The organism is Vibrio jasicida CAIM 1864 = LMG 25398, assembly GCF_000400365.1.
GTDB classification, from domain to species: Bacteria; Pseudomonadota; Gammaproteobacteria; order Enterobacterales; family Vibrionaceae; genus Vibrio; species Vibrio jasicida.
Map to the genome: position 1 here is coordinate 62,905 of NZ_BAOG01000010.1, position 23,699 is coordinate 86,603.

The 23,699-nt window shown below is 45.7% G+C and carries 22 protein-coding genes and 1 pseudogene; 6 read left to right on the forward strand and 17 right to left on the reverse strand.

The genetic code is table 11. The features are described 5' to 3' along the window. Positions 1–274 precede the first annotated feature (274 nt). Positions 275–901 carry a winged helix-turn-helix domain-containing protein gene (locus VJL_RS03335; RefSeq protein ID WP_038875698.1) on the forward strand — a complete coding sequence of 209 codons (627 nt, stop codon included), beginning with the start codon at positions 275–277 and terminating at the stop codon, positions 899–901. Beyond that, positions 855–1,277: a hypothetical protein gene (locus tag VJL_RS03340; RefSeq protein WP_038875701.1), complete on the forward strand. Its 423-nt coding sequence runs from the start codon at positions 855–857 to the stop codon at positions 1,275–1,277. The genes VJL_RS03335 and VJL_RS03340 overlap by 47 nt, the downstream gene beginning before the upstream one ends. 96 nt (positions 1,278–1,373) lie before the next feature. Here VJL_RS03340 and VJL_RS03345 read toward each other — a convergent pair whose 3' ends face one another. The 7 genes and pseudogenes from VJL_RS03345 to VJL_RS03375 form a co-directional block, all read right to left on the reverse strand. After that, positions 1,374–3,011, reverse strand: coding sequence for a methyl-accepting chemotaxis protein (locus VJL_RS03345; RefSeq protein ID WP_038875704.1), 1,638 nt, complete (start codon positions 3,009–3,011; stop codon positions 1,374–1,376). A 179-nt stretch (positions 3,012–3,190) separates the two neighbouring features. After that, positions 3,191–3,658, reverse strand: coding sequence for a hypothetical protein (locus VJL_RS03350; protein WP_038875707.1), 468 nt, complete (start codon positions 3,656–3,658; stop codon positions 3,191–3,193). A gap of 164 nt (positions 3,659–3,822) precedes the next feature. Beyond that, entirely contained in the window at positions 3,823–5,574 is a 1,752-nt protein-coding gene (locus VJL_RS03355) for an ABC transporter permease subunit (protein WP_038875710.1), read from the reverse strand. Positions 5,575–5,578: 4 nt separating this feature from the next. After that, positions 5,579–7,093 (reverse strand): ABC transporter substrate-binding protein, encoded by a 1,515-nt coding sequence (locus tag VJL_RS03360; RefSeq protein WP_038875713.1) that lies wholly within the window; start codon positions 7,091–7,093, stop codon positions 5,579–5,581. After that, on the reverse strand, positions 7,083–7,931 hold the full coding sequence (locus tag VJL_RS03365; RefSeq protein WP_038875715.1) for an ABC transporter ATP-binding protein: 849 nt from the start codon (positions 7,929–7,931) through the stop codon (positions 7,083–7,085). The genes VJL_RS03360 and VJL_RS03365 overlap by 11 nt, the downstream gene beginning before the upstream one ends. A gap of 20 nt (positions 7,932–7,951) precedes the next feature. Next, a pseudogene (locus tag VJL_RS03370) lies at positions 7,952–8,712 on the reverse strand (ATP-binding cassette domain-containing protein). A 172-nt stretch (positions 8,713–8,884) separates the two neighbouring features. Continuing rightward, positions 8,885–10,189: an MATE family efflux transporter gene (locus tag VJL_RS03375; RefSeq protein WP_038875718.1), complete on the reverse strand. Its 1,305-nt coding sequence runs from the start codon at positions 10,187–10,189 to the stop codon at positions 8,885–8,887. Between the two features lie 305 nt (positions 10,190–10,494). On the opposite strand from VJL_RS03375, the gene VJL_RS03380 reads away from it, so the two are divergent. Next, a complete protein-coding gene (locus tag VJL_RS03380) occupies positions 10,495–11,160 on the forward strand; it encodes a DUF1007 family protein (RefSeq protein WP_080628694.1) in 666 nt (221 codons plus the stop codon). Continuing rightward, positions 11,160–12,029, forward strand: a complete 870-nt coding sequence (locus tag VJL_RS03385; RefSeq protein ID WP_038875723.1) for a nickel/cobalt transporter — start codon at positions 11,160–11,162, stop codon at positions 12,027–12,029. Before VJL_RS03380 ends, VJL_RS03385 begins: the two co-directional genes overlap by 1 nt. Before the next feature lie 72 nt (positions 12,030–12,101). Here VJL_RS03385 and VJL_RS03390 read toward each other — a convergent pair whose 3' ends face one another. From VJL_RS03390 to VJL_RS03420, 7 genes are all read right to left on the reverse strand, one after another. Then, entirely contained in the window at positions 12,102–12,437 is a 336-nt protein-coding gene (locus VJL_RS03390) for a zinc ribbon domain-containing protein YjdM (RefSeq protein ID WP_020195649.1), read from the reverse strand. 141 nt (positions 12,438–12,578) lie between these two features. Then, a complete protein-coding gene (locus VJL_RS03395; RefSeq protein WP_038875727.1) occupies positions 12,579–14,006 on the reverse strand; it encodes a 6-phospho-beta-glucosidase in 1,428 nt (475 codons plus the stop codon). A 63-nt stretch (positions 14,007–14,069) separates the two neighbouring features. After that, positions 14,070–15,563, reverse strand: a complete 1,494-nt coding sequence (gene ascF, locus VJL_RS03400) for a PTS cellobiose/arbutin/salicin transporter subunit IIBC (RefSeq protein ID WP_038875730.1) — start codon at positions 15,561–15,563, stop codon at positions 14,070–14,072. Positions 15,564–15,939: 376 nt separating this feature from the next. Beyond that, complete coding sequence (locus VJL_RS03405; protein ID WP_038875732.1) at positions 15,940–17,487, reverse strand: arylsulfatase; 1,548 nt, start codon at positions 17,485–17,487, stop codon at positions 15,940–15,942. 163 nt (positions 17,488–17,650) lie between these two features. Next, positions 17,651–17,890, reverse strand: coding sequence for a VPA0252 family protein (locus VJL_RS03410; RefSeq protein WP_038875735.1), 240 nt, complete (start codon positions 17,888–17,890; stop codon positions 17,651–17,653). 337 nt (positions 17,891–18,227) lie between these two features. Continuing rightward, positions 18,228–18,767 carry a zinc finger Ran-binding domain-containing protein gene (locus tag VJL_RS03415; protein ID WP_038875739.1) on the reverse strand — a complete coding sequence of 180 codons (540 nt, stop codon included), beginning with the start codon at positions 18,765–18,767 and terminating at the stop codon, positions 18,228–18,230. A 124-nt stretch (positions 18,768–18,891) separates the two neighbouring features. Further along, positions 18,892–19,335 (reverse strand): DUF3291 domain-containing protein, encoded by a 444-nt coding sequence (locus VJL_RS03420; protein ID WP_038875796.1) that lies wholly within the window; start codon positions 19,333–19,335, stop codon positions 18,892–18,894. A 303-nt stretch (positions 19,336–19,638) separates the two neighbouring features. Between VJL_RS03420 and VJL_RS03425 the strand changes: the two genes are divergently transcribed. Both VJL_RS03425 and VJL_RS03430 read left to right on the forward strand, forming a co-directional pair. Beyond that, positions 19,639–20,436 carry a class I SAM-dependent methyltransferase gene (locus VJL_RS03425; protein WP_038875742.1) on the forward strand — a complete coding sequence of 266 codons (798 nt, stop codon included), beginning with the start codon at positions 19,639–19,641 and terminating at the stop codon, positions 20,434–20,436. Between the two features lie 117 nt (positions 20,437–20,553). Beyond that, positions 20,554–20,925, forward strand: a complete 372-nt coding sequence (locus VJL_RS03430) for a zf-TFIIB domain-containing protein (RefSeq protein ID WP_005528920.1) — start codon at positions 20,554–20,556, stop codon at positions 20,923–20,925. Positions 20,926–20,988: 63 nt separating this feature from the next. Here VJL_RS03430 and vopD read toward each other — a convergent pair whose 3' ends face one another. The 3 genes from vopD to vcrH are packed head-to-tail and all read right to left on the reverse strand — an operon-like array spanning position 20,989 to position 23,697. Beyond that, complete coding sequence (gene vopD, locus VJL_RS03435) at positions 20,989–21,993, reverse strand: type III secretion system translocon subunit VopD (RefSeq protein WP_038875745.1); 1,005 nt, start codon at positions 21,991–21,993, stop codon at positions 20,989–20,991. Between the two features lie 9 nt (positions 21,994–22,002). Further along, entirely contained in the window at positions 22,003–23,202 is a 1,200-nt protein-coding gene (vopB, locus tag VJL_RS03440; protein WP_038875749.1) for a type III secretion system translocon subunit VopB, read from the reverse strand. Between the two features lie 3 nt (positions 23,203–23,205). Continuing rightward, entirely contained in the window at positions 23,206–23,697 is a 492-nt protein-coding gene (gene vcrH / locus VJL_RS03445) for a SycD/LcrH family type III secretion system chaperone VcrH (RefSeq protein WP_005426175.1), read from the reverse strand. Positions 23,698–23,699: the final 2 nt, after the last annotated feature.

The window sequence follows — 23,699 nt, forward strand, 5'->3', positions numbered from 1 at the left end:
AAACAAGAAAAAAGAGTGGACAAAGCGAGAGAAATCGTGACAAAGCAAAGTATTTTGGAGGATGCGTTGCTACTATGAAGAAAAAGAAAGTTTATTAAATATCGTGAAAATAAGTGAAAACACAAGAATTTACACTCGCATAACATTTAATCACCAGTTGAACATTTAGAGCGCGCTTTGATTAAATAAATTGCAAATATAGGCGTTGATTTCCGTATTCATTACCCTATAATTCGCTCCCTTAAAACAGCCTGATATACGAAATAAGTTGGTTATGAAAAACAACAATAGAATAGTATTAGGGAAATTCACATGGGACAGGACGACTCACTATTTACAGCCATCCCCTTTGAATGGCACAACAGAAGAACAAGAAACGGTTAAGCTGACGAATAAACAAAAAGCGTTATTGAACTGCCTTGTTGATGCGTATCCAAACACGATCAGCAATAAAGAGATTATTCAGCAGGTTTGGGGCTATGAGCATATCTCACAAGAGAGCTTGCCGCAGCTGATTAATCGCACTCGACGAACGTTAGAAGATTACGAAAAAACCATCCTGGTTAATACCCCTGGGGTTGGCTATTCCCTCAGTTTTGAATTTGCTCCAGCAGAGCCAGTTTCACAGCCAATTACCAAACCAGAAGAGTGCGAGCTCAAACCAGTCAGCAAGCAAAACGCAAAACTATGGAATGCGCTTTTTATAGTCATGCTGTTAGTGACGCTGTTTAATCTTTATGAAACGTCGAAAGCACTGTATTACAAGCACGACTTTGAACAAGTGCTAAAAGCCAAAGCTTACCCAGAAATGAAACGTTCCGATGACGGAAAAACAATAGTGACAATTAACAACCATGAATGCATTTATCACAAAGATCAGCTATTACTTCAATGCCCGTAAATTCAAAGTATTGATAGCATTGGTTGTGTTCAACGGCATTCTCTTGTTCACTGCACATCAGTCAAAAGTACAACTGTTTGGCAAAGTAGAAGCGATGCAATACAGGTGGGCAACCTATACTCAGCTCTATAAGGACGACCTTGAGAGCCGTCTTCATTACTCTGCTATTGATGCCGAAGAAACAAAGTTTCAGGCAATGGACTATAAGTACGAATATTCAAAGTCTAAGGGAAACGAGTACATAGTATTGGGCTATGAAGAGCCGGTGACCATACGCCACAATCGTGTTTTCTATCTGGATGATCAATGCAGTCTGGTTTTCTTTGGTAAAGCAGAACGAACCTTAAAAAATATGACATTCCGTTGCTTATACTGATGCTTACCGCTTCTAAAGAAACTTACAAAAAGGCACCTTTGATTATCAAAGGTGCCTTTTTCATTTCTGATAGAGAGTTATTAGTGTAACGCAGCTTTATACGCGGAACTGGCTGACTTGCTTGTCTAACTGTTGTGTCTGTTCAGACAACATAGACAGTGACTGTTGCGCTTGGCTCACTACATCCACAATCGACGTACTGCTGTCTGCGATACCTTGAACGTTGCTGTTTACTTCATCACTCACTGAGCTTTGTTGGCCTGCCGCGGTAGCAATGTGCGTATTCATCTCGTTCATACGTGCGATCGCGTTTAGGATTTCAGCCAAGGATTCTGTCGCCAAACCTGCCGATTGAATGGTGTCTTCACTGCTGGTTTTGCTGCCCTGCATCACTTCCACTGCTTGAGATGCACCCGCTTGAAGCTTCTCAATCATGGCTTGGATCTCGCCCGTGCTCTTTTGCGTTCGGCTTGCTAGGGAACGAACTTCATCGGCAACCACAGCGAAACCACGACCTTGTTCACCGGCACGCGCGGCTTCAATCGCCGCGTTTAATGCCAGCAAGTTAGTCTGCTCTGCAATACCACGGATAACGTCCAATACCGAAGCAATGTTGCTCACATCGCTATCCAAGGTGTTGATAACTTGGCTTGCGCTTTCAATCTCACCCGCAAGGTCGCGAATAGCACCCACGGTTTGCTCCAAAATGATATTAGTATTCGACAGCTCTTCGTTCGCCGTTTGACTCGCCAATGCTGCTTCTGTCGCACTGTCGCTAACATTACGACTGGTTACTTGCATCTCGTGTACTGCTGCAGCAACGGCTTCACTATCACGCTGTTGGCCAACGGTTGAATCTGCGATGGTCAAAGTCAATGAGTTTAGGTTGTTCATCTCTTGGCGCAGTGTATTAGCGCTTTCCACTACTTGTGACACCGTCGCTTGGATCTTAGTCACGAACTGGTTGAAGCCACCAGCAAGCTGACCAATTTCATCTTGAGAATTGATGCTAATGCGTTGACTTAAATCGCCTTCGCCAGAAGCAATTTGCACCATCGCCTCCTTAATATCATTGATTGGTTTAACTACCGTTTTAAGTAGCAATATGACCATACCAAGTGCAGCGATAATCACGATCGCGATACCCGATTCTAGAATGATCTCAGCTCGAAGCGCTGCCGCTGAAATGTCGGATTTCAACTCGCTTTGTTTTGCTTCGATGCCATCTTTTACGACATTAAGCTGCTCGCGTACCGCACCAAACTGATCTTCAAATAAAACTTTGTTAGATTCGTAAAAGTTCAACCACTGTGCTTGTGGTTTGTTAATCATATCGTCATAACTTTGTAGCCATTGCTCACCCGCCATGACCAACTTTTGTACTTCGCTACCATGGCTGCGAGGCATTACACCTTCATTAGAAAGAGACATGACTTTTTTCATTCGAGGTAATGCTTTGTATGCGTTGTCTTTGTACTCAAACAAGTGGTGATCGATCTCCGCTTGAGTCTTCGCTAGTGCTAAACCCTGAATTGCAGAAGTCGCTTGATACAGGTCGCGATACGCATCTTCAATAGTAAACAAGCTCGGGGTTACTTGTTCATTCAGTGTTTTGGTCAGTTCAGTTTGCTTCCACATTGTTACGACATTTAGTACTGAGCTAATAACCAGTAATGCAATCATCAAAGACAATGGAAGAACGATCTTCTGCTTGATAGACAGGTTGTTGAACATGAATAGATACCTTTGTTTTATTGTTCAAATCACCACCGAGTTTATCAAACAAAAGGCGTATAAAATTGTTTATACGGTTCAACGTCCTCTAATAATTTTTGTCTTTACGACTAATATTTTAGATTCAACAAATAACTGATTTATTGGACGATTTTTCTAGGAAGCAAGGTCACATAACTTCAATCGGTACAGTTCGATATACCTTGGTTAGATTGGAACATTTCCATCATGGGTTCGATTTGAACGTTACCCCATACAACAAAGCCAAAGCACAATAAGGGGAACAACAGATGAATAAGGGATTTAAGCGTGCCAAGTTTGCCGCGTTGAATCGCTGTGGGTCTGAATACCTTGACGCCTTTTGGTGGGAACTGACCTTCGATCAAACCACGTACGCCAAGTGGCAACATCAATACCGCAGCAAGTAAAAACACGGACAGTGGCACCCAAAAGAACAGTATGTGAACCAAAAGTTCTAAGCCTGATATACCGAACATTTGAGAACATTCCGGCGCTTCGACGACTGCTTGCAGCAGAGGCTCTCCCTTAAGCTTAAATAGCACGCCAACTAGAAGGCCAAATACACCAGCGATAGCGACTCTGATGATCTTTTCTTTTTTGCTGTACTGCGGCGCGTATTCCTTCATGCCCTTTCCTATCAAGATAAAAACCGAGAAAGTCAGCTTAAGAATGGCACGCCAGAGCGCAAATGCGAGCTTGGCTTTTGGGACGCACAATGGCGAATAATGAAACAGAAAGAAAACAGCCTCAATATCGCTATTGAGGCTGCTGGAAAGTTCACGAGTCCGGTTTAATCGTCGAACAACAAGTTGATTGCAATTGCCATCAAAACTAAGCCTGAGATCGGCAGTAAGACACCCAATGGTGAGCGCTCTATGTAAGGCAAGTTTTCCGCAATCAATAAACCCCACTCAGGTTCTGGCGGCTTAACGCCAAGTCCGATAAAACTCAGAGACGTCAGGCTGAGCGTAATGTATGGCAAACGTAGAAACGCGTGACGAATCAATGGCGGCAGTACGTAAGGCAACAAGTAGTAACGGAGTACTCGCCACTGACTGGTTCCCCAAATAGGCGCAAGATGCGTGTAAGGCTGCGCTTTGGCTTCCATCAACAAGCTCGCACAGTGCGCTGCTAATGGTGCCCATGACACCATAACAATCGCAATCAAGGCACTATTTGGATTCATCCCCGTTAGACCAGCAATCAGCAGACCCGCCACAATGTATGGCACACCTTTGGTGATCTCAATTAAGCCTTGGCTATAACGAGTCACAAAGCCGAGCAGCAAACCAATCACCAAACTAAGGAAGGTTGCGATGATGCCCATTTTGATTGTCGACATCATACCGCCGCCAACACGAGCAAGCAGATCTCGCCCGACCGCATCGGCACCAAACGGTGCTGCTAAGCTTGGCGATTCAAGGCGGGTAAATTGGATGGTGTAAGGATCGCGCATTAACGCCCATCCCGCACAACCAATCAACAAGGCAAAGATTGTCGCACTGACAATACGTTTGGTGGTGCTTTGGGTAAAACGGAACGTGTTGTGACTGCTGATCAACTTGCCACTCGTGGCACTGTGCCCGAGTAACCAGCGCTGCAATAAGATGCTCGCACTGCTGATCAACATCGAGAACACCAGCAACACCAACAAACCACCTTGCAGCATAGGCAGATCTTGTGACTTCGCCGCGCCTAAGATTAGTCGTCCGATACCCGGAATGGAAAACACTTGTTCCACAGCAACCGCACCGCCGGTCAAACCAATCACCGTCATTGCGATTTGAGGAATCAAGTTACTAACGGCACGCCACAAGGCAAAGCGTAAGATTTGAAACTTACTGACGTTCGCCGATAGCCAAGTGATCACCCAAGGCTCATCTAGTACACGCTTGAGGCTGTCATTGAGCAAGCGCCCGAACAAGCCAGCAGCAGGCAATGCCATTGCCAAACTTGGTAGCCAAAGGTTTTGCACGCCTTGCCAGCCATAAGGCGGGAACCAGCCCAACCAAATGGAAAACACCATGATCAGCAGTGAAGCAATCACGTATTCAGGCAATGAAACCAACACCGAACTGAGCGTGTCATGATGTTTGTCTAAACGATTCTGTTGCCAACGACGCACAGTGTAAAGCACGCTCGCCATACACATTACAAATGCCATGCCTAGCGCTGTAAGCATCAGTAATAGTGACGTTTTTGCAGTTTGTTGAACGCTCTCCATCACGGATGCGCCGCTCACCCAAGAGACACCTAAGTCACCTTGCATGGCAAGCGTCAACCAATCCCACAGTCGCTCAGCAGCGCTGCGGTCAAGTTGAAGATCTTCTCGAATTGCTTGCAGAGCTTCTGCCGTCAGCAATTGTTGAGCACCCGCACGAGCACGGAGGATGGATTGGCTTGGATCGATACCTGCAATATCCGGCATCAACCCCACCAGCACAACCACTACCCCGAGTGACAGGAAGCGCGACAAAAACCGCGTAAACCATTCAGGCATACAAGCGCTCAAACGAGAGCGCATGTTGGCAACAGACGACATCGAGTTAGTTTACCTCAGTAAACTGGTCGATCAGGCGACGCTCGCGTGGGTCACGTTGTGCATTCTTCACGCGGTCACTCTCACCTTGGATTACTCGCTCGTGCAGCAGTGGAATCACAGCGTATTGCTCAAGGATTTTGCTTTCTGCTTCGATGATCGCTTGTTGGCGTTTCTCACCCAAAGGTTGACGATCAGCGTGTTTCAATGCTGCGTCTACTTCTTCAGAGCAGAACTGACCTAGGTTGTAAGAACCTTTACAGCTAAAGTCACTTTGCATGTATGCCACTGGATCACCAGAATCCAGCACTGTTGCACGTGACAACAAGAACGCATCGAACTTACCTGCTAGTGCATCGTTTTCGATTTGTGCGTATTCACGAACGTCTAGCTCAACCACAAAGCCAGCCGCTTCAAGTTGTTGCTTTAGTAGCACCGCCACTTCTGGCAGCTCAGCACGGTCGGTAAATGTACCAATGGTGATCTTCTCACCATTCGCGTGGCGCATTTCCATGGTTTCCATACGAGGGTTCGCATCACGAATTGGTTGAGCCCATGCCAATGCAGGACCTAACAGGCCTTTCGCTGAATCGGCGTGGTTCTCGTAAACCGTTTTGATGATTTGCTCACGGTTAACCGCTTGAGCCGCTGCTTTACGCAAACCAAACTGGCTAAACACATCTGATTTATTGTTTAGGTAAAGCGTGTTGGTACGTGGCATGGCGACTTCGTGCAGCTGTGAAGATTCCATCATCGCGATTTGCGAAACAGGAACGGCTTCCACTACATCCGCCTCACCGGTACGTAGTGCAGCAGCACGAGCAAAACCGTTTGGTACGTATTCAGCAAAGATCCTGTCTACTTTTGCTTTTTCGCCCCAGTAACCGTCAAAACGCTTCAGTTTCGCGCTGGTTGTACCGTTGATTTCTGTCAGAACGAATGGACCGGTACCCGCATTGATTGGCACAACGCGACCGTTGTCTTGATATGCAGCACCAGAAAGGATCGCTAGCTGTGGGCTAGATAGACGGCTTGGCAACAATGGATCGTTAAAGGTCGTTTTGATTTCAACAGTGAAGTCGTCCAATGCGCGAACTTGCCATTCGATACCGTCCAAGATGCGTGGTTTAGGTGCGGCATCTAATGCTTTTTGCAGAGAGTTCACGACCGCGTTGGCATCAAGGTCAGAACCATCGTGGAATTTCACGCCCTTACGTACCGTAAATTGCCACGTCATCGGGTCAACTTGTTCCCACTCTGTTGCCAGCATAGGCTCTGCTACCGACTGATCGTTTAGGTTCACCAATGTTTCCGCCGTGCTCCAACGTGACAGTTTGAACGCGTCATCTGAAAGTGGCGACAAACCTGTGCGTGGTGGTTGCATCATGGCAACGCGAATTTCCGTCGCTTGCGATGCGGCTGCTTTTTCCGCTTCTGGCTTGCTTTCGCCAGAGTCAAAACAACCCGTCAGCAGTGCGCTTAAAGCCAGCGACAAAGCTAACTTGGGAGTACTAAGGTGCATAAGAAACCTCTCCAATGGTTTTTGTGAATTCATTACTTTTGTGTTGAGCGCTCATCAAGGCTCTCGTGATCAAGTGTGATGGGTTATTTGTCACGTTCTGTGCTGTGCCGTGCTCGACAACGCGTCCTTTGTCTAACACTAGGATTTCATCGCATAGGGTTTGTGCCGCATCGAGGTCATGTGTCACCAAAATCAGGCGCATCTGACGACTCTTTTGAATGCCTGCCAACAAGTCGAGAATCTGTTTACGACTGACGGGATCTAGGCTGCTGGTTGGCTCATCCGCAACCAACACGCAAGGCTCGACAATCAAAGCTCTGGCGATAGCCACACGTTGCGCTTGCCCAACTGATAACTGCAACGGGTTACGATCCAACAATGTGAGATCCAAACCGACATCCGCCAATACCTTTTCCACCTTCTCGTTGAGCTCTTGCGTCAAACCAATGTTGCTCAAAGGCTCCAGTAAAATCTGGCGAACGGTGTAATACGGATTCAAGCTCGATTGCGGCTCCTGCGGAATCAGTTGAATGTGCTGACACAACTCTTGTCGCTGCTTAGCCGAGCTGCGCGATAGCGGATAACCACACACATACACTTCACCAGATGTGGGGTTACGAAGACCAAACAGAAGTTCAATCAAGGTCGATTTACCCGCACCAGAAGGACCAACAATTGCAATGTTCTTTGTGTCGATGGCAAGATCCAATTGTTCGAGCGCTTTAAACGGTTTGCCCCCTAACCAACTTGGTTTGGAGTAATAGTGAACACTGGCTTGCTCAAAGCGAACTTCCGCCGATTTAGGCTGCGTGTGCCCGCTCAAGTTGTGCTTAGTCAAAATAGGCTCCAGAGATGAGGTTAAGGCAGCAGTTGCGCAAGTTGTTGGCAGAAAGGATGCGAACTTTGCTGAATGGCTTGCCATGGTGCGCCATAAGCCACCATGGTGTTGTCCGCAATCACCAAGACTTTGTCACACGCCAAAGCCGCAGATAGATCGTGCGTGATCAACAAACCACTGATGTTGCGTTGCTGAACACTGCTGCGAAACAACTCAAGGATCTCCGCTTCGGTGATTGGATCGAGCGCACTGGTGGGCTCATCCGCGATGATCAAGTTGGCACTACCAAGCAACGCAATCGCAATACAAATACGCTGGCGCTGACCACCAGATAGCTGGCTTGGATGCTGCGCCAATGCTGCTTTTGGATCCGTAAATCCGAGTTGAGACAACAAGGTCGTCACTGTTTCTCGGTTTGCTGAAGACAAGCGTGTTTTGTTGCCCGTCAATGCCAAACACAGTTGTTGCTCGACAGAGGCAATGGATTCAGCGCTTTGAGTGCATCTTGGAAAATGACCGCAGGACGCTGCGATTGACTCCGTTGCAGCATGGCAGTTTGTGCAACTTCACTGCTGTTAAGCTGGATACTTCCGTCTACCCAAATATCAGACGGCAAAAAACCTGCGACGGCTTTCGACAACATGGATTTACCAATGCCGGAAGGTCCCATAATGGCAAGAACTTCACCTTGAAACAGCTCAAAAGAAATGTCTTTGAAGAGAGTGCGTTCTGAGTCTGTAAGGCTGAGATTATTAACGGAGAGTATTGGTTGAGAAATCACGACATCAAACTAAATGTAACAATATAACATAACGATAGTATCACGCAGGTCTGAGCAAGAAAACAACTCAGAGGGGTTATTTCATCACCTTTTTCACGCTTTTATCAGCAAGGGCAGATAGCTCCGCCCTTGTGATAACGCATCTAAATAACCTAGTTTGTAAAATCGTGAGTTACTGACACTTTTGTTTGACTTGATCGAGGTACGGGAACAAGAAGACAAAGCGCCCAACGTAGAACAAAGTGAATGCCAGCCATAAACCGTGATTGCCCCAATATTGCACCGCAATAAATTGAGTCACTAAGAACAACACCATGGTTAGAAAGGTAGAGTTACGAACTGGTCGCGTCGTCCCTGTGCCGGTAAAGATGCCGTAAAACGTAAGACCAAAACCAGCAACCAACGGGAATGCCAATAACCAAGGGCTCATGTCTAGATATAGCGCAACAAGGTTTGGCAAAGTGGTAAATAACGACACCACTTGGTGTTTGAACAGCACCAACAGCAAGGTCAATACAACAACGAACGCCGCGGTCCATTGCGTGTTTAACTTAATCACGTTATCAAGCAATGTCGGATTCTTCTGCCCTACCGCTTTACCTGCAAAGACGCTCGACGCATTCGCCACACCATCGAACATGTAGCTGACGATGAAGGTTACTTGCATCAAGATTGCGTTCGCCGCGAGCACATCAGAGCCAAGCTGAGAGCCCACACGCGCCATCATGTTGAAGAACACCAATAGACACACAGTACGAAGCAGCAGATCCATATTGGAAGATGCGATAACTTTGAGATCTTTACGCGTCATGCTCGCTGTTTGAATGTAATCAAACAGCGGGAAGCGACAGGTTTTCAACACCAGCACCGCACCAATAACAAACGTCGAGATTTGCGCGATAAGTGTCGCTACCGCAACGCCAGCAATACCCATATCGAAGTACAACACAAAGACGATATCTAGCACGATGTTCAGCACGTTACCAAACACTTGCGTGAACAAGGTTTCTTTGGCTTTCGCCTGCCCCATTAACCAACCAATCACGGTGTAGTTCAGCAGTACAAACGGCGCACCAAAGATCATGATATCGAAGTAAATCTTAGCGTTTTCTGCCACGACGGCATCAGGGGAGATAATCAGCTCTGCTCCCATCCAAATCACGGACTGCAACGCAATGAAAATCAAGCCAAGGCAGAGCGAAAGCACGAAAGGACGGAATAAGCTGCTCGCTTGATCTTCTGGGCTATTTTTACCTAATGCGATTGCACTTTGCCCGGTAGTGCTGACGCGGAAAAAGCCAAACAGCCAATACAAGGTATTCATGATGACGGTGCCGATCGCCACACCACCAATCATCTCAGCCACACCGAGTTTACCGATCACCGCGGTGTCCACCGCCCCCAATAATGGTTGGGTAACCGTAGAAACGATGAAAGGAAATGCGATTTTAAAATAGTCTTTATGAGTCAGATTCATGATTTGAAAAAGTTGGTTAGAAAAGTGTAGAACGCATGAAGAAGCGGTTTAAGTCATCTTGCCACCGAACTGCATTCTATTTGTTTAATGGGCTCAAGTTAACCACAAAATGGGAAAAAGAATGAGAACGAAAATCAATAAAATAGTTAACTCATCGGCTTTATTGCCACCCTATGCATCTCAAAAGGTAAACGGATAAACTGTCGATAAATAACCACACTAATAGTAATGAACAATGTTCAAATGTCATTATTGTTATGTTATAACAATCGGTAATTTGCATCATTTTAATCATAGGTAATCGGATGTCCATTTTTGGATCGTTTTCTCTTTCTAGATTACGCCTAACTCTTACTGCTTTCTCACTGCTGTTTTCTTGTTTTGTCCACGCCCACCCTCATTCTTGGGTGACAATGGAAACCAAAATCAATATCAAAGAAGATAAGATTCAATCGCTCTCAATGAACTGGGAGTTTGACGCCATGACCACGGCTTACATGCTGGCGGGAGAGAAGCTCACCGACGAAAATCGAGATGAAGTACTTTCGACACTCTCTAGTCAGGTTATTTACAACTTGTTATCAAGCCATTACTTCACCTACTTTTATGCCGACGATGAACCGATTCGCTACAAGATGGTGGAAGAAGGGTCTATCGAGATGAATGGTGCAAAAGCAACATTGAAGTTCAATCTTGAACTCGCTAAACCCACCAGTATCTACACGCCTGATCTGCGCCTGCTTATCTTTGATCCAAGCTACTTCGTAGATATGAGCTGGGAACATAAGCACGCCATCACCATCAATAAGCCTTACTCTGATCGTTGTCATATCGACGTGGTTGAACCAAACCCAACACCTGAGCAAGTGACTTACGCGATGTCACTCTCTGTTGATGCAGACCCAGATAACGAACTTGGCCAGTTATTTACCCAAAAAGCCCTCTTCACCTGTGATCCGGAGGAGAAGTAATGGGAAACTCGTTAGTCTTCAAACGCAGTCTGTTCGGTGTGTTTAGCGTAATGCTATTAGCCATTACTCTGCATATTTGGGATCACTTCCCTGCTTACTGGATGCAGTTGATTCGGCTTCAACGTGATACGGTAAACTCGCTCAGTGAATACCTGATGCTCATAAGCCAAGGGGAACTGTTGTACGGTTGGTACTTGTTAGGGTTTAGCTTTCTGTATGGTTTGCTGCATTCGGTTGCTCCTGGACACGGTAAAACGGCAGTGACGTCAATGAGCCTGATTCATGGCTACCGTCGTCGACAAGCGCTTGTATTGGTCGCGATTATTGCCGCCCTACAAGCAGCGAGTGCGTGCATTCTTTTCGTGATTACCGCCAAGATTGCAGAGCAGTTTGCTTTCAGCCTTTCCGATAATGTTCGTCTGCTGACGCAAGGGTGTGCGGTGTTTATTATCTTATTAGCGCTGAAAGAGTTTGCGTCGGTGGTTAAACGCCGCATCAAGCAAACACCCTCTCAAGAAGATGATGATTCCGCAGATTCTAATGGCAATATTTCATGGAAAGCACTGCTGCTTATCGGCTTTCGCCCTTGTACTGGCGCGGTGTTGGTTCTGTTTCTTTCTAACATGCTAGGCAGCTTAATGTGGGGCATGGTCGCGACATTCGTGATGGCTTTAGGAACGGCAATGACCAACTCGATATTGGTGTTCAACGCTTTAACGATTCAACGCCAAATGAAAAACCACAGCGCCAAACCTAATGCCAACTTGAGCGATACGCTTAACCTCGTTTTGGCAGTCACCATGGTGGCATCGAGTTTTATTCTCTATAACTTTGCCAACGTGGCAGGATTGCAGAACTTCGTCAGATAAGTACCGACAGCAATAAACGCAAAAGCCCCAACACTTGGTTGGGGCCCTCTCATTTTTAAAGGCGTTGAGTAATTACGCCTTTTTCACAAACTGCGCCGTCACCATCATCTCGCCAGCACCATCAACTTTGCAGTCGAGCTGGTGATCTTTGCCGTCTTTAATGCGACGAATCACCGCTTTGGTGCCGATCTTAAGTACCAACGAACTGCCTTTTACTTTTAAGTCTTTCGCTAACGTGACCTTATCACCTTCTTGCAGCAACGTGCCGTTGGCATCCTTCACGTTTACGGCATCTTCGTCTGCCGCCTGAGTCGGGTTCCACTCGTAGGCACATTCTGGGCAAACAAGCTGGTCTTGGTCTGGGTAAACGTATTCTGAGTTACAGTTTGGGCAAGGAGGTAGAGACATAAGTAATTACGAGCTAATGAATTTGCCGTTATGGTAAAGGGTAATGCTCACCTTATCGAGTAGATTTGTCAAAAAACGCCCTCACAGCTTAGCCTTCCCTCTTTGGAAAGGCATTTAAGATAAGGGCGTGCTTCTGTTTGATTAAAGCTCTGTACCGTTAGACGCGATCACTCGCTTATACCAATGGAAAGACTTCTTCGGTGTTCGGTTTAGTGTGCCGTTGCCTAGGTTGTCTCTGTCCACATAGATAAAGCCATAGCGCTTACTCATCTCACCTGTCGACGCCGCGACCAAGTCAATACAACCCCACGGTGTAAAGCCCATCAGCGGAACACCATCGGTAATCGCATCGGCCATGGCTTCTACGTGTTGGCGCAGATAATCAATACGGTAATCGTCTTGTACTTCGCCATTTTCGTCCGGTACATCTTTCGCACCCAGACCATTTTCTACTAAGAACAATGGCTTTTGGTAGCGATCATAAAGTGTGTTCATGGTGATTCGCAGGCCCAGCGGGTCAATCACCCACCCCCAATCGCTGGCAGGCAAATGTGGGTTCCTAATCGACTTCACGACGTTGGCTTCACTAGTATTATTAGCATTCATTTCTGCCGATGCACAACGTGAGGCGTAGTAACTGAATGAGATGAAATCGACCGTGTTTTTCAGCGTCTCGTAATCTTCTTCAAGAATCTCCAGCTTCACGCCTTTTTCATCAAACACTTTCTGTGCGTAAGATGGGTAGTAGCCACGAGATTGAACATCAATAAAGAACAGGTTCTCACGATCTTTTTGCATCGCGGTGAACACATCTTCCGGCTTGCAGCTGTATGGGTAGAAGTTACCCCCCGCGAGCATACAGCCAACTTGGTTCTCTGGATTGATCTCATGAGCAATCTTAGTCACCAGCGCGCTTGCAACAAGCTCATGGTGCGCAGCTTGGTATTTCACTTGATCGCGGTTTTCACCCTCTTGGAACAACAAACCCGCACCTGAGAATGGGCTATGCAGAAGGATGTTGATTTCATTGAACGTCAGCCAGTATTTCACTAGCCCATCAAAGGCTTCAAAACAGGTTCTTGCGTAGCGTTCAAAAAAGCCAATCATCTTTCGGTTTCGCCAAGAGCCATACTCGTTCACTAGATGCATTGGCACATCGAAATGGCACAGCGTGACAAGCGGCTCAATGCCATACTTGTGGCACTCTTCAAATACGCTGCGGTAGAAATCAATGCCTGCTTGGTTTGGCTCTAGTTCATCACCTTTAGGGAAGATTCGGCTCCATGCGATCGACATGCGAAAGGTCTTAAATCCCATCTCGGCTAGAAGTGCGATGTCTTCTTTGTAACGGTGATAAAAGTCGATGGCTTGATGGCTTGGGTAGAACTCTTCTTCACTCAATTCCACCGAATCGACAAGGCCGAGTTTGATTGGCATTCGGTTCTCACCATAAGGGATCATATCCACGGTTGTGAGCCCTTTGCCACCTTCTCGATAACCACCCTCAGATTGGTTTGCTGCGATTGCCCCACCCCATAGGAAGTTTTCTGGAAACACAGATTTAGACATCTTATTTACCTCTTAACATAGAGCCACCAGCAAAGGCGGCTCTATCAATTATTCAAATCTTGGTTATGCGGAAGCTGGTTTTGCAGGCTCTAACACCGTTTCTGGCTCTTCGGCTTTTTCTTTATTTGTGACGTCTTTATTTGCGATAGCTTCGCCCTCTTCGTCTTCATCGTTCGGGATATCTTCAAAACCAAGGATTAAAGTCAGAGCGAAAGAAAGCACAATCGACAGAGCAATCAGACCAAATACCCAAGCGATACTCATCGGGTCGTTCACATCAAAGAACTGCACACTAGTGAACAAGCTCGGCGCAGCCATTGAGTGGCTCGCCAGCCCTGCCATGCCAGCAAGTGCACCCACGATGAAACCAGTAATCATGGTCGCGATAAGTGGTCGTTTCAGACGAACAAGCACGCCGTAAAGCGCAGGCTCAGAGATACCCGCAAAAATTGCAGACGCACCCGCCGCACTCGCGGTTTGTTTCAGTTCGCGGTTTTTAGTTTTCCATGCAACCGCAAGACAAGCGCCACCCATACCGATGTTGGCACCGATTTCCGATGGCATAACCATGCCTTCACGGCCAGTTTCAGCAATAGTTTGGATAATAGTCGGTGTAAATACGCGGTGCATACCAGTCAGAACCAACAATGGCCAAAGTGCCCCCATGATCGCAACCGACAACCAACCTAGTGTGCTGTGAATGGTGTAAACCAATGCTGAAAGCGCAGTACCAATCCAAATACCTAGTGGACCAACCAAAACAATCGCCAGCGGTGCTGCAATCAATACGATCAGCATCGGTTTTAGGAAGTTCTTCGTCACTGCAGGTGTAATGCTATCAACCCAACGTTCGATGTAAGACAGCGCCCAAGTCATCACCAACACAGGAATAACGGTATAAGTGTATTTCACCGAAGTAATTGGAATGCTGAAGAAGTCAACGTGCTTACCATCAGCCGCTTGCGCCATCAACTCCATGAAGTTCGGGTGAATCAACACGCCCGCAATCGCAATGGACAGTGACATGTTGGTTTTGAATTTGATTGAAGCAGACGCGGCAACCATAACGGGTAGGAAAAAGAACGCACCGTCGCCAATCGCATTAAGGATGATCAGTGTTGAAGAATCATCATCAAGCAAGCCTGTCATCTTAAGAACCATAGCCAGCAGCTTCACCATTGAGCCGCCGATGATCGCTGGAATCAGTGGCGACATGGTGCCGACTAATGCATCAAGGATCTTAGCGCCAATCACTTTTGGAGTAAGCTTGACCTTTTTCTCTTGTTCACTCGATTCTGATGAAGAAAGGTTACACAACGCCATCACTTCTTTGTACGCATAAGAGACGTTATTGCCAATGATGACCTGACATTTATCACCATTGTGAACCACGCCCATCACACCTTTGATGCCCTTCAGTGCTTCTGCATCTATCTTACTTTCATCGCTTAATACAAAACGCAATCGCGTCATACAGTGTGTTAGTGCCACTACGTTTTCTGCACCGCCCAGTTTCTCTAGTACTGAACGAGCAATGATGCCGTAATCTTTCGCCATCTTTCTCACTCCAATTATTATTCATCAACCTGTAGGGAGGTTGTTTTCTTGCTGCGAACCTTCAAATGAGAGTCAACGAAATCGAACACAACAACCAAGTTACCGGTAACATGTTACTGGTAACTATCGGTAAATAAACCGCGTATTCGGAGAACAAGTTCAAAGTGGGATAATGGCTGGAATCCACTGCAAGGTGAATGAAACAGCGAAATCTAAACATGATTCACATTCTCAAAGACGTAAATCTGATCCGCTATTTCATTGACGAAGCTAATGATGTTGCATGTGAGCAAGTAACATTTATAAAACGTTAATTTCGAAACAAAAAAAGCCAGAGTCATTCTCTGGCTTTACTTTAGTTGAGGTGAAGTAATTGCTAGCTTTTCGCTTCTTCCAACTTACGTAAGTTAGTCATTTGCTCCATGACTTTGTCGACTGAGAAACTTGGGATCTCTTGTCGTGGAGGGAACTCTTTAAATGACTTCAACATCTCTGCCACTTTCTGTTGGGCAGGAACCAATAAGAACACATGCTCAAACTGCCATTTCTTATAGCCAAAGCCTTGATCGCCTTTCTCAAGTGGATCGACTTGAAGGTCGAAGATCATTGGTAAACGCAAGTTAGTCAGCTCTTTGGTCCAAACGTCCCAGCCTTCATGTTCTTGGATCTTGAAGTGCATCTTGAATCGTTTATCACGCATAGCAAGCAGCTCACCATCGTCAGACCAATAGAAAAACTCATCACGCGCTGATTTGTCTGTTTTACCCGTAATGAAATCAACTTGGTTGTAGCCATCAAGGTGGTTTTTGTAAGCCTGGTCTGCCGAAGAAGACTTATATCCTTTCAGCAAATCTTGCTTGATGGTGTCATTACCTGCAATGGATAGTAGCGTTGGGAACCAGTCTTCACTCGCGAACATGTCGTTCAACTTGGTGTTTGGCTGAATATGACCAGGCCAACGAATCATTGCTGGTACTCTGAAGCCCCCTTCCCAACCGGTGTTCTTCTCGCCACGGAATGGGCTAAATGCCGCATCTGGCCACGTCGCATTCATTGGGCCATTATCCGTGGTGTAAATCACAATGGTGTTATCCGCAATCTTCAAGTCATCGAGCTTATCAAGCAAATCCCCAACCATGTTGTCGTGCTCAACCATGCCGTCTGCGTATTCGCCAAGTCCTGTTGTGCGGTGCTCTGCTTTCACGTGAGTGCTGATGTGCATGCGCGTTGCGTTATACCATAAGAAGAACGGTTTATCGGCTTTGACCTGACGCTCCATGAAGTTCATCGCGGCATCAAGGGTCTCTTCATCGACCGTTTCCATACGTTTTCGCGTCAGCGGCCCTGTATCTTCGATCTTGCCATCCGCATAAGAGTGAATCACACCACGCGGGCCAAAGTTCTTACGAAACTCAGGATCTTTCGGGTAGTCTGGGTTTTCTGGTTCTTCCTCTGCATTTAGGTGGTACAGGTTCCCCATGAACTCATCAAAACCATGATTGGTTGGCAACATGTCGTCTTTGTCGCCTAAGTGGTTTTTACCGAATTGCCCCGTGGCGTAGCCCATGTCTTTTAGCGCTGTTGCCATGGTGATGTCTTGCATTTGCATGCCTTGCGCGGCACCAGGTAGACCAACTTTAGTCAAACCAGTACGAGCTGGCATCTGACCTGTGATAAATGTACTGCGTCCTGCGGTACAAGATTGTTGTGCATAGTAAGTGGTAAATAAAGCGCCCTCTTGAGCAATACGGTCAATATTTGGCGTCTCGTAACCCAACATACCTTGGTTATATGCAGAAATATTGCCGTAACCGACATCATCCCCAAAAATAACCAGCATGTTTGGTTTAGAAGCCGCATGGGCTGCAACCGATGATGTCGCGGCCACCATCGCAAGCGTTAGTGTAGATTTATTTATCTTCATAATATTATTTCTATAATGGTTCTTGGTTGAGTGAATTAATGAGTATTTTAAAATGAGGAAAAGCAATCCACTCTCACGATTCACGAACAACATTATTTATATTTGGAATTAGACGATGGATATATTCAATACATCCACCGCTTTAAGAATAGATATTTAACGTTTAGCTACGGCCTCGCAACACGATAGGCTGAGATTCATCCACTTGGCTCTTAGTTACTAAGCCACCAGCACGATCTTCATTTCGTCCTTTTAATTTGATACTAGCGTCAACCACTCGTTCATACTTCACTTGATTGCCTTGCGGCATAGTCATATCGATCGTACCCGTGTATGTGCCTTCTCCAGCAACTGCTGCGTTACCAAAGGAAACTGCGAGACCTAGGATTATCAGCCTTTTCATAACTAACCTCTCTTACTCTATTATTGAAATAGTGTCTTGCTAATAACTTGAGCGACAATGATTACTCAAGCTTTATCGATATAATGATATAGAGAAGTTAAAACAAACAAGGAAATATCACCTTTCCAAATTGGACAGGAAATTAACAATGATAATGTTAAAACCAAAAGTTATATTAACTATAACTTAATGTATAAGACTAAAAGCGTATAATTAATAAAGTAAAGTAAGAGTTTACTAATCTAATATATCGTATTATTACATTGATAAAATATTTAGCGAACTAAATACCAATACATAAAGAAATGACGGTGATGAATTTCCCTTTACCCATTATTTAAGTACGCGCCTTCAGATTTTCTACCGATTTACCTACCTCTCGATAGTACTTTAGATATAAGTCCTTACCTGACTTACTCAAAAAGAAAATGTAAAACTGACTTATCATAAGCCACAAGAGCAAACCTTTTTGTTCCAAAAATAAAAACTCAAAAGTAGGCGGGAAGAAAATGGCTATTCCAAGATACATGAGGCTATAAATAGTGGCTGTATATCGAGCCCACCCAGTGCTATACAGATGAGAGGCAATGTCTCGATTCCAATAAACCCAAACTGGAAAGTATATAAGAGCTAACCAACCAAGGATGCCTTTTTCTCCTTGGGCAACCCACACAAAGAGCATTGGAGCCGATAAAAGTCCTTGAATACGTCCCCTGTAATGCGTCAATACTCGCTGGCGATAATATTTTTTGGGATCTTTAACTCTTTCAATTTCCTCAGCACTAGCAGTTGCGACACACCCACACTCACTGCAATGAGCCGCCTCTGCCGCATTTCCGAAGCCACATGCATTACATGTCCATCGATACTTTACCATCTACCTATTAAACCAAATTTGACCTTTACTGATTTCAGTTAAACACGGAACCAATAATATCCCGAAAACAGATAAGTATTATTCGAGCTACGTAACTAGAATCCTTGTTAACCGGTAGACGGATTTACAAATCATTAGACGTAAAGTTAGCTTTAAAGGTAAATGCATATGGCGTATCGCCGTTTTCACGAAGGTACTGTAGACGGGCTAAAGCCTCCTCTGCTGTTGGGGTATGATTATCCTCAATCCACCAAAGCACATAAGTATCTTCTACTAAACGATGGAACCATTCACTCTTACGGCACATGAAATCACGATGATGGGTCCGGAACATAAAATTCTTCAGCGCATCCACGTTATCCCACACCGACATATTGACGATCATATTTGGGTCATCGAATAGCTTAATATTGGTGGCATCGCCGGATTCATCTTTTAGGCGCCAAACGAACCCATCACTTTGTTCTGCAATGCCATTCACCAAATCGAGATTATCAACAAAGTCCTTTATCTCAGGTGCATCGAGTGGGTACTTCGCTAAAGCAATATTCAATTGAGCAAGTTTCATTTCGTCCTCCTGAGCGTCTTTATGAAAACAACCTTTGGCTTTCTTTTCGCTCCCTTCTTCCAATTAGAGTTATTTCTATCTTTCTTGTAATTCCGAATTTATAGGATTGTGTGGTCGTTAGTCTCACTTCGGTGTACCACCTCTTCCAATTCAACTAGCTTTTCAATACCTTTTAACACATTGAGATAAGCAATACGTTTCTGAGCAAATTGAATCATTCAAAAGCGTGACATACGGCAAAGATGGAACTGTTTTCGAGCGAATTCGAGAACAAGTTGATATCTGGTTAAGGACTTAATATTTATGGATGAACTGATTGCTCAATATACTGGAGCAGATGAAGACTCTCGACTTACCCGTCAGAACATTACGAAGATAGAGTTTGATACCACAATGCACCTACTCGCCCCCTATTTAAAGTCAGGTGCCAATGTATGTGAGCTTGGAGCTGCAACAGGTCGCTATTCTCTTAGCTTCGCAAAGATGGGTTGTAACGTGACCTCGGTAGAACTGGTTCCAGACCAAGTAGAGATCTTGAAAAAGAATGCGGAAAGAAAGGACTTACCCATTGATATCCATCTAGGCAGTGCTTGTCACGTCCCTTTCATTGAATCCGGTTCACAAGACCTTTGCGTAATACTTGGTCCTCTGTACCACTTGAAAACCAAGAATGAACGCGATCAAGCAATCAGTGAAGCAAAGCGCATCCTAAAACCAAATGGAATCTTAGCGGTAGCGTATATTTCTAGATTCTTCGTCGCAGGACTATTCGCACAAAAGTTTCCTCAACTCGTAACTCCATCGACTTTATCTGAGCTTTATACAAATGGCACAGTCACAACCTCTGAGGCAGATCGTTTTTTCAAAGTTGGCTACTTTGCCTCTCCTGAAGAAATTGAGCATTTGTTGCGCTCACATACTTTCAACATTCTCGACCATGCCGCTACCGATGGGTTTGGTCGCTATATCTCGGAAGGCATTAATAGCTTTACGCCTTCGCAATATCAAACATGGTTGGAATACCACTTAAATACATGCCGACAAAATAGCTTATTAGGCTCAAGCAATCATGGACTCGTCATTGCTAAGAAAACAATATAAACCACTTAGAAAGATTCAAAACGTATGGCACGAAAGATGTCGTATTTTGATTTGTCGTCAAAGAGAGCTGGGAGTACTAGGCTCACTTCTCTTTAGAAAATAAAAAGGAAAAACAAAATGCAATGCCCAAAATGCAATTCTGACTTTGAACAACTGCAAACTCCGCTAGGCGATGTTGAACGCTGCACTGAATGTAAAGGCTTATGGATTGACGCCTACGAAGTGGAAGCGATGAAGCCGTTAGCTGATGTGATTGATTCAGGTGACGAAGAAATCGGAAAAGCCTTCAATGCGATTGATCGTATCGATTGCCCTGTATGCCCAAACAATCAACTGCTTCGATTGGTCGATCCAAAACAGCCTCATATCTGGTTTGAAAGCTGTCCTACGTGTAAAGGTCGCTTCTATGACGCCGGTGAATTTAAAGATCTAGCGACACTCGACCTATCTGATTTTTTCAAGAAATTTGGCTTGGTTGAGCGCGTGTAATTTATTTCTTCTTTCCATAAAAAAGGCGCTGTATTCCCAGCGCCTTGATGATTGATAGCAAACCTATACCGTAGGGATAGAGGCACGCCATGCTTGGTTTTGACTATCAGCGATAGAGCGGAAAAGCTCACGCAGCTCTTTTAGCAAACCTTCTTGGAAGCCAATGTTTTCATCGGCTCTCTGTTTGTCTGCTTGAGCACGAGTTGCTAATACCTCATCCTCTTTGCTTCGAGCTTGAGCTTTCGTTTGCTCTACATTTGCAGCTGAATTCGCCATTTGGCCAAGTCCCTGCAATACCGCGTTCTTCGATTGGTTTGCGCCCATCATCTTGTCGAACTTGCGGCCACCACTAGACAAAGTATTTGTCGTATCAGTAATGCTATCTTTTGCGAACGCATGAGCACGTCTCACTTGATCTTGTTGAGTTTTCGACAAGTTAGTATTACCCATTAACTCTTCAACCTGATCAAAGCCTGCTTTCTGCGTCTTCAATACATTGTTGCCCGCGACTTCTGCCTTGATTTCTTTGCCCGCTTTGAAAGAACCCACGGCACCGATAATAGCAGTCACACCAGCCAATACGCCTGATACTACCGCCATCGCGATCATCGCTTTAGCAGAGTTGTTTAACTCTTCCGCTTGGCTCTTGATGCTTGCAACGTTTGCTTCAACGGCAATTTCACGTTGCAGAACCTGTTGCTCACGGCTTAGCTTAGACACTTGGTAAAGCAGAGTAATCAGAGACAGTGATTGCGAAATGGCATCCGATGGTGACTTAACCACTTGCTCACCATTCAGTGCTTTTTCGGTGGTTTGCATTAATAGATTTACGGTTGGAGCCAACGCGCTCATCAGCTTTTCTACCACACGAGCTTGATCGCCAATCGCAGGGGCTTTTGGCCCATCCAATTGGTAGTTCTTCGCACCCGTTACTGCACGATCATTGTTACCACGGACAGCAGCAGCTTCGGTTTTCGTCTCAGACGTTTTCTCTGCCTGAGTTGTTTTGCCTAGTTCACCCAAACCGTAAAGGTCAGCGCGTCCAGTATTACTAATTTTATCTAACATGGTTGCTCCTTAAACCGTCGCTGGGCGACTCATTACCGCTTGCATCGTTTCGCCTTTCGCATGAATCATCTGCATGATGACACTCATTAGCTCTTGGAAATCTTCCATTAGCTTGGCGATTTCTTCTTTAAGTTTGTCGATCACCGCTTGGCTAAGCGTCATCTTCGCCCTTAAATCTGTAATGTCAGCTTGGATTTCAGTTACATGCGCATTGTTTGCAGCATGAACGCTGTCCGTGGTCCCCTTGCCTACGTTAACAGTAAGGTCGACGGTCTCAGCACCGTAACGGATTGCCTTCGCGGTGGTTGTCGCCGCTTTAGAACCCATATCGGCAATTTTCGCCATGTTTGTCGCCGCTTTGGTTGCGATATCAGTGACTTTTTGCGCAATTGAACTTGCACTTTTCGCCGCTAACTTCGCAATACCACTCGCAGCTGCACCACCAAATGTAACTACAGCGCCAATGACGGCAGTCGCAATCTCTAACGCCATGACGACTTTATTAAGTATATCGACGTTAATTCCAGCCTCTTTCATCGCCTCTTGAACAGCAGGCTCTTGCAGAGTCATATTGATTGCGCCCATCACTCCGCCCGCGATCATTAATGCGCCAGCTGCCGCACCAACACCCGTCGCCACCATGATTGCACCAACGACAATAGAAACCACAGCGCTAACCCAACCGAAGATCTTGGAAGCTAAGCCCGATTTTTGTGCTTCTTTCGCTGCCGCTTCAGACTCTTTGATCTTCTCTAGGTTTTCTGCCATCTCTTGTTCGTGCTTCGCTTTCGCTACCTTCACTTCCTGAATTTTGAGCTCGTTTTGAGCGCTTTTCAGTTTGTCTGTGATAGCAGCCAGTTCAACTTCAAAATCATCTGCATAACCTGAGATGATTTTCACTGCTAGCGAGCCCGTACTGTCGGCAACCGCGTGTAAAACCTTGGCAATTGAGTCTACGATTTTTTGTAGCTGCTCCATGGCTTTAAGCGTAAGGTCACTCACCTTATCGCTGACTGCGGCATTTGGTGCATCAAGCTGAACTTTTACCTTACCGGTGTTCAATGCTTCAGCATCTTTACCTTTTACGTTTTCAACGGTTACTGACGGCGATGCATAAGCAGCGGTCTTGTTAACCTTGTTTAACGTAGTTTGGTCAGAATCAGGCGTGTATACCTGACTCTGAATGCGGTCAAGTGCAATAGAATTCATATTCTAGTTACTCCTTTTGTTTCTCACCGCTTCTAACATGATGCCTGCTCGTTGATGCAAGTCTGCATACTCTGATTTCCCAGCAGACATCTCCTTCGCGCTGTAAAACCCACTCTCTGCTTCCGTCAGTTGCTCAAGCTTGAGGTGACATTCTGCAGAGTGGAAAGGTGGGCGTGGATCATTTACGTCCACAAGCGCAGCGTAGCTGTAGGCGTCAAGCGCCTGCAGGTACTCACCCAGTTCCTGACGAGCCGCACCCAAACCAATGAAAAATCGCGCTTGATAGTGATCAAGCATGCTAAGCAGCTGAAATACCTTAGCGGCCTGCTCTATTTTGCCTGACTGGAAAAAGTTGTATCCAACCGCATAAATGTGCTCGATGGTGTCTGCTGATACATCGTGCAGCATTTTTAGCGTGCCCCCCTCTTCCAAAAATGAAAGGAGTTCCTCTGCTTGCATTTGAGATGGGTCAGTTGGCGCGTTTTGTGTAGTCATGG

Bases quoted from the DNA above. Each gene is read 5' to 3' on its own strand.
- VJL_RS03335 (WP_038875698.1), top strand. From the start codon at position 275: ATGAAAAACAACAATAGAATAGTATTAGGGAAATTCACATGGGACAGG.
- VJL_RS03340 (WP_038875701.1), top strand. From the start codon at position 855: ATGAATGCATTTATCACAAAGATCAGCTATTACTTCAATGCCCGTAAA.
- VJL_RS03345 (WP_038875704.1), bottom strand. From the start codon at position 3,011: ATGTTCAACAACCTGTCTATCAAGCAGAAGATCGTTCTTCCATTGTCT.
- VJL_RS03350 (WP_038875707.1), bottom strand. From the start codon at position 3,658: ATGAAGGAATACGCGCCGCAGTACAGCAAAAAAGAAAAGATCATCAGA.
- VJL_RS03355 (WP_038875710.1), bottom strand. From the start codon at position 5,574: ATGTCGTCTGTTGCCAACATGCGCTCTCGTTTGAGCGCTTGTATGCCT.
- VJL_RS03360 (WP_038875713.1), bottom strand. From the start codon at position 7,093: ATGCACCTTAGTACTCCCAAGTTAGCTTTGTCGCTGGCTTTAAGCGCA.
- VJL_RS03375 (WP_038875718.1), bottom strand. From the start codon at position 10,189: ATGAATCTGACTCATAAAGACTATTTTAAAATCGCATTTCCTTTCATC.
- VJL_RS03380 (WP_080628694.1), top strand. From the start codon at position 10,495: ATGTCCATTTTTGGATCGTTTTCTCTTTCTAGATTACGCCTAACTCTT.
- VJL_RS03385 (WP_038875723.1), top strand. From the start codon at position 11,160: ATGGGAAACTCGTTAGTCTTCAAACGCAGTCTGTTCGGTGTGTTTAGC.
- VJL_RS03390 (WP_020195649.1), bottom strand. From the start codon at position 12,437: ATGTCTCTACCTCCTTGCCCAAACTGTAACTCAGAATACGTTTACCCA.
- VJL_RS03395 (WP_038875727.1), bottom strand. From the start codon at position 14,006: ATGTCTAAATCTGTGTTTCCAGAAAACTTCCTATGGGGTGGGGCAATC.
- ascF (WP_038875730.1), bottom strand. From the start codon at position 15,563: ATGGCGAAAGATTACGGCATCATTGCTCGTTCAGTACTAGAGAAACTG.
- VJL_RS03405 (WP_038875732.1), bottom strand. From the start codon at position 17,487: ATGAAGATAAATAAATCTACACTAACGCTTGCGATGGTGGCCGCGACA.
- VJL_RS03410 (WP_038875735.1), bottom strand. From the start codon at position 17,890: ATGAAAAGGCTGATAATCCTAGGTCTCGCAGTTTCCTTTGGTAACGCA.
- VJL_RS03415 (WP_038875739.1), bottom strand. From the start codon at position 18,767: ATGGTAAAGTATCGATGGACATGTAATGCATGTGGCTTCGGAAATGCG.
- VJL_RS03420 (WP_038875796.1), bottom strand. From the start codon at position 19,335: ATGAAACTTGCTCAATTGAATATTGCTTTAGCGAAGTACCCACTCGAT.
- VJL_RS03425 (WP_038875742.1), top strand. From the start codon at position 19,639: ATGGATGAACTGATTGCTCAATATACTGGAGCAGATGAAGACTCTCGA.
- VJL_RS03430 (WP_005528920.1), top strand. From the start codon at position 20,554: ATGCAATGCCCAAAATGCAATTCTGACTTTGAACAACTGCAAACTCCG.
- vopD (WP_038875745.1), bottom strand. From the start codon at position 21,993: ATGTTAGATAAAATTAGTAATACTGGACGCGCTGACCTTTACGGTTTG.
- vopB (WP_038875749.1), bottom strand. From the start codon at position 23,202: ATGAATTCTATTGCACTTGACCGCATTCAGAGTCAGGTATACACGCCT.
- vcrH (WP_005426175.1), bottom strand. From the start codon at position 23,697: ATGACTACACAAAACGCGCCAACTGACCCATCTCAAATGCAAGCAGAG.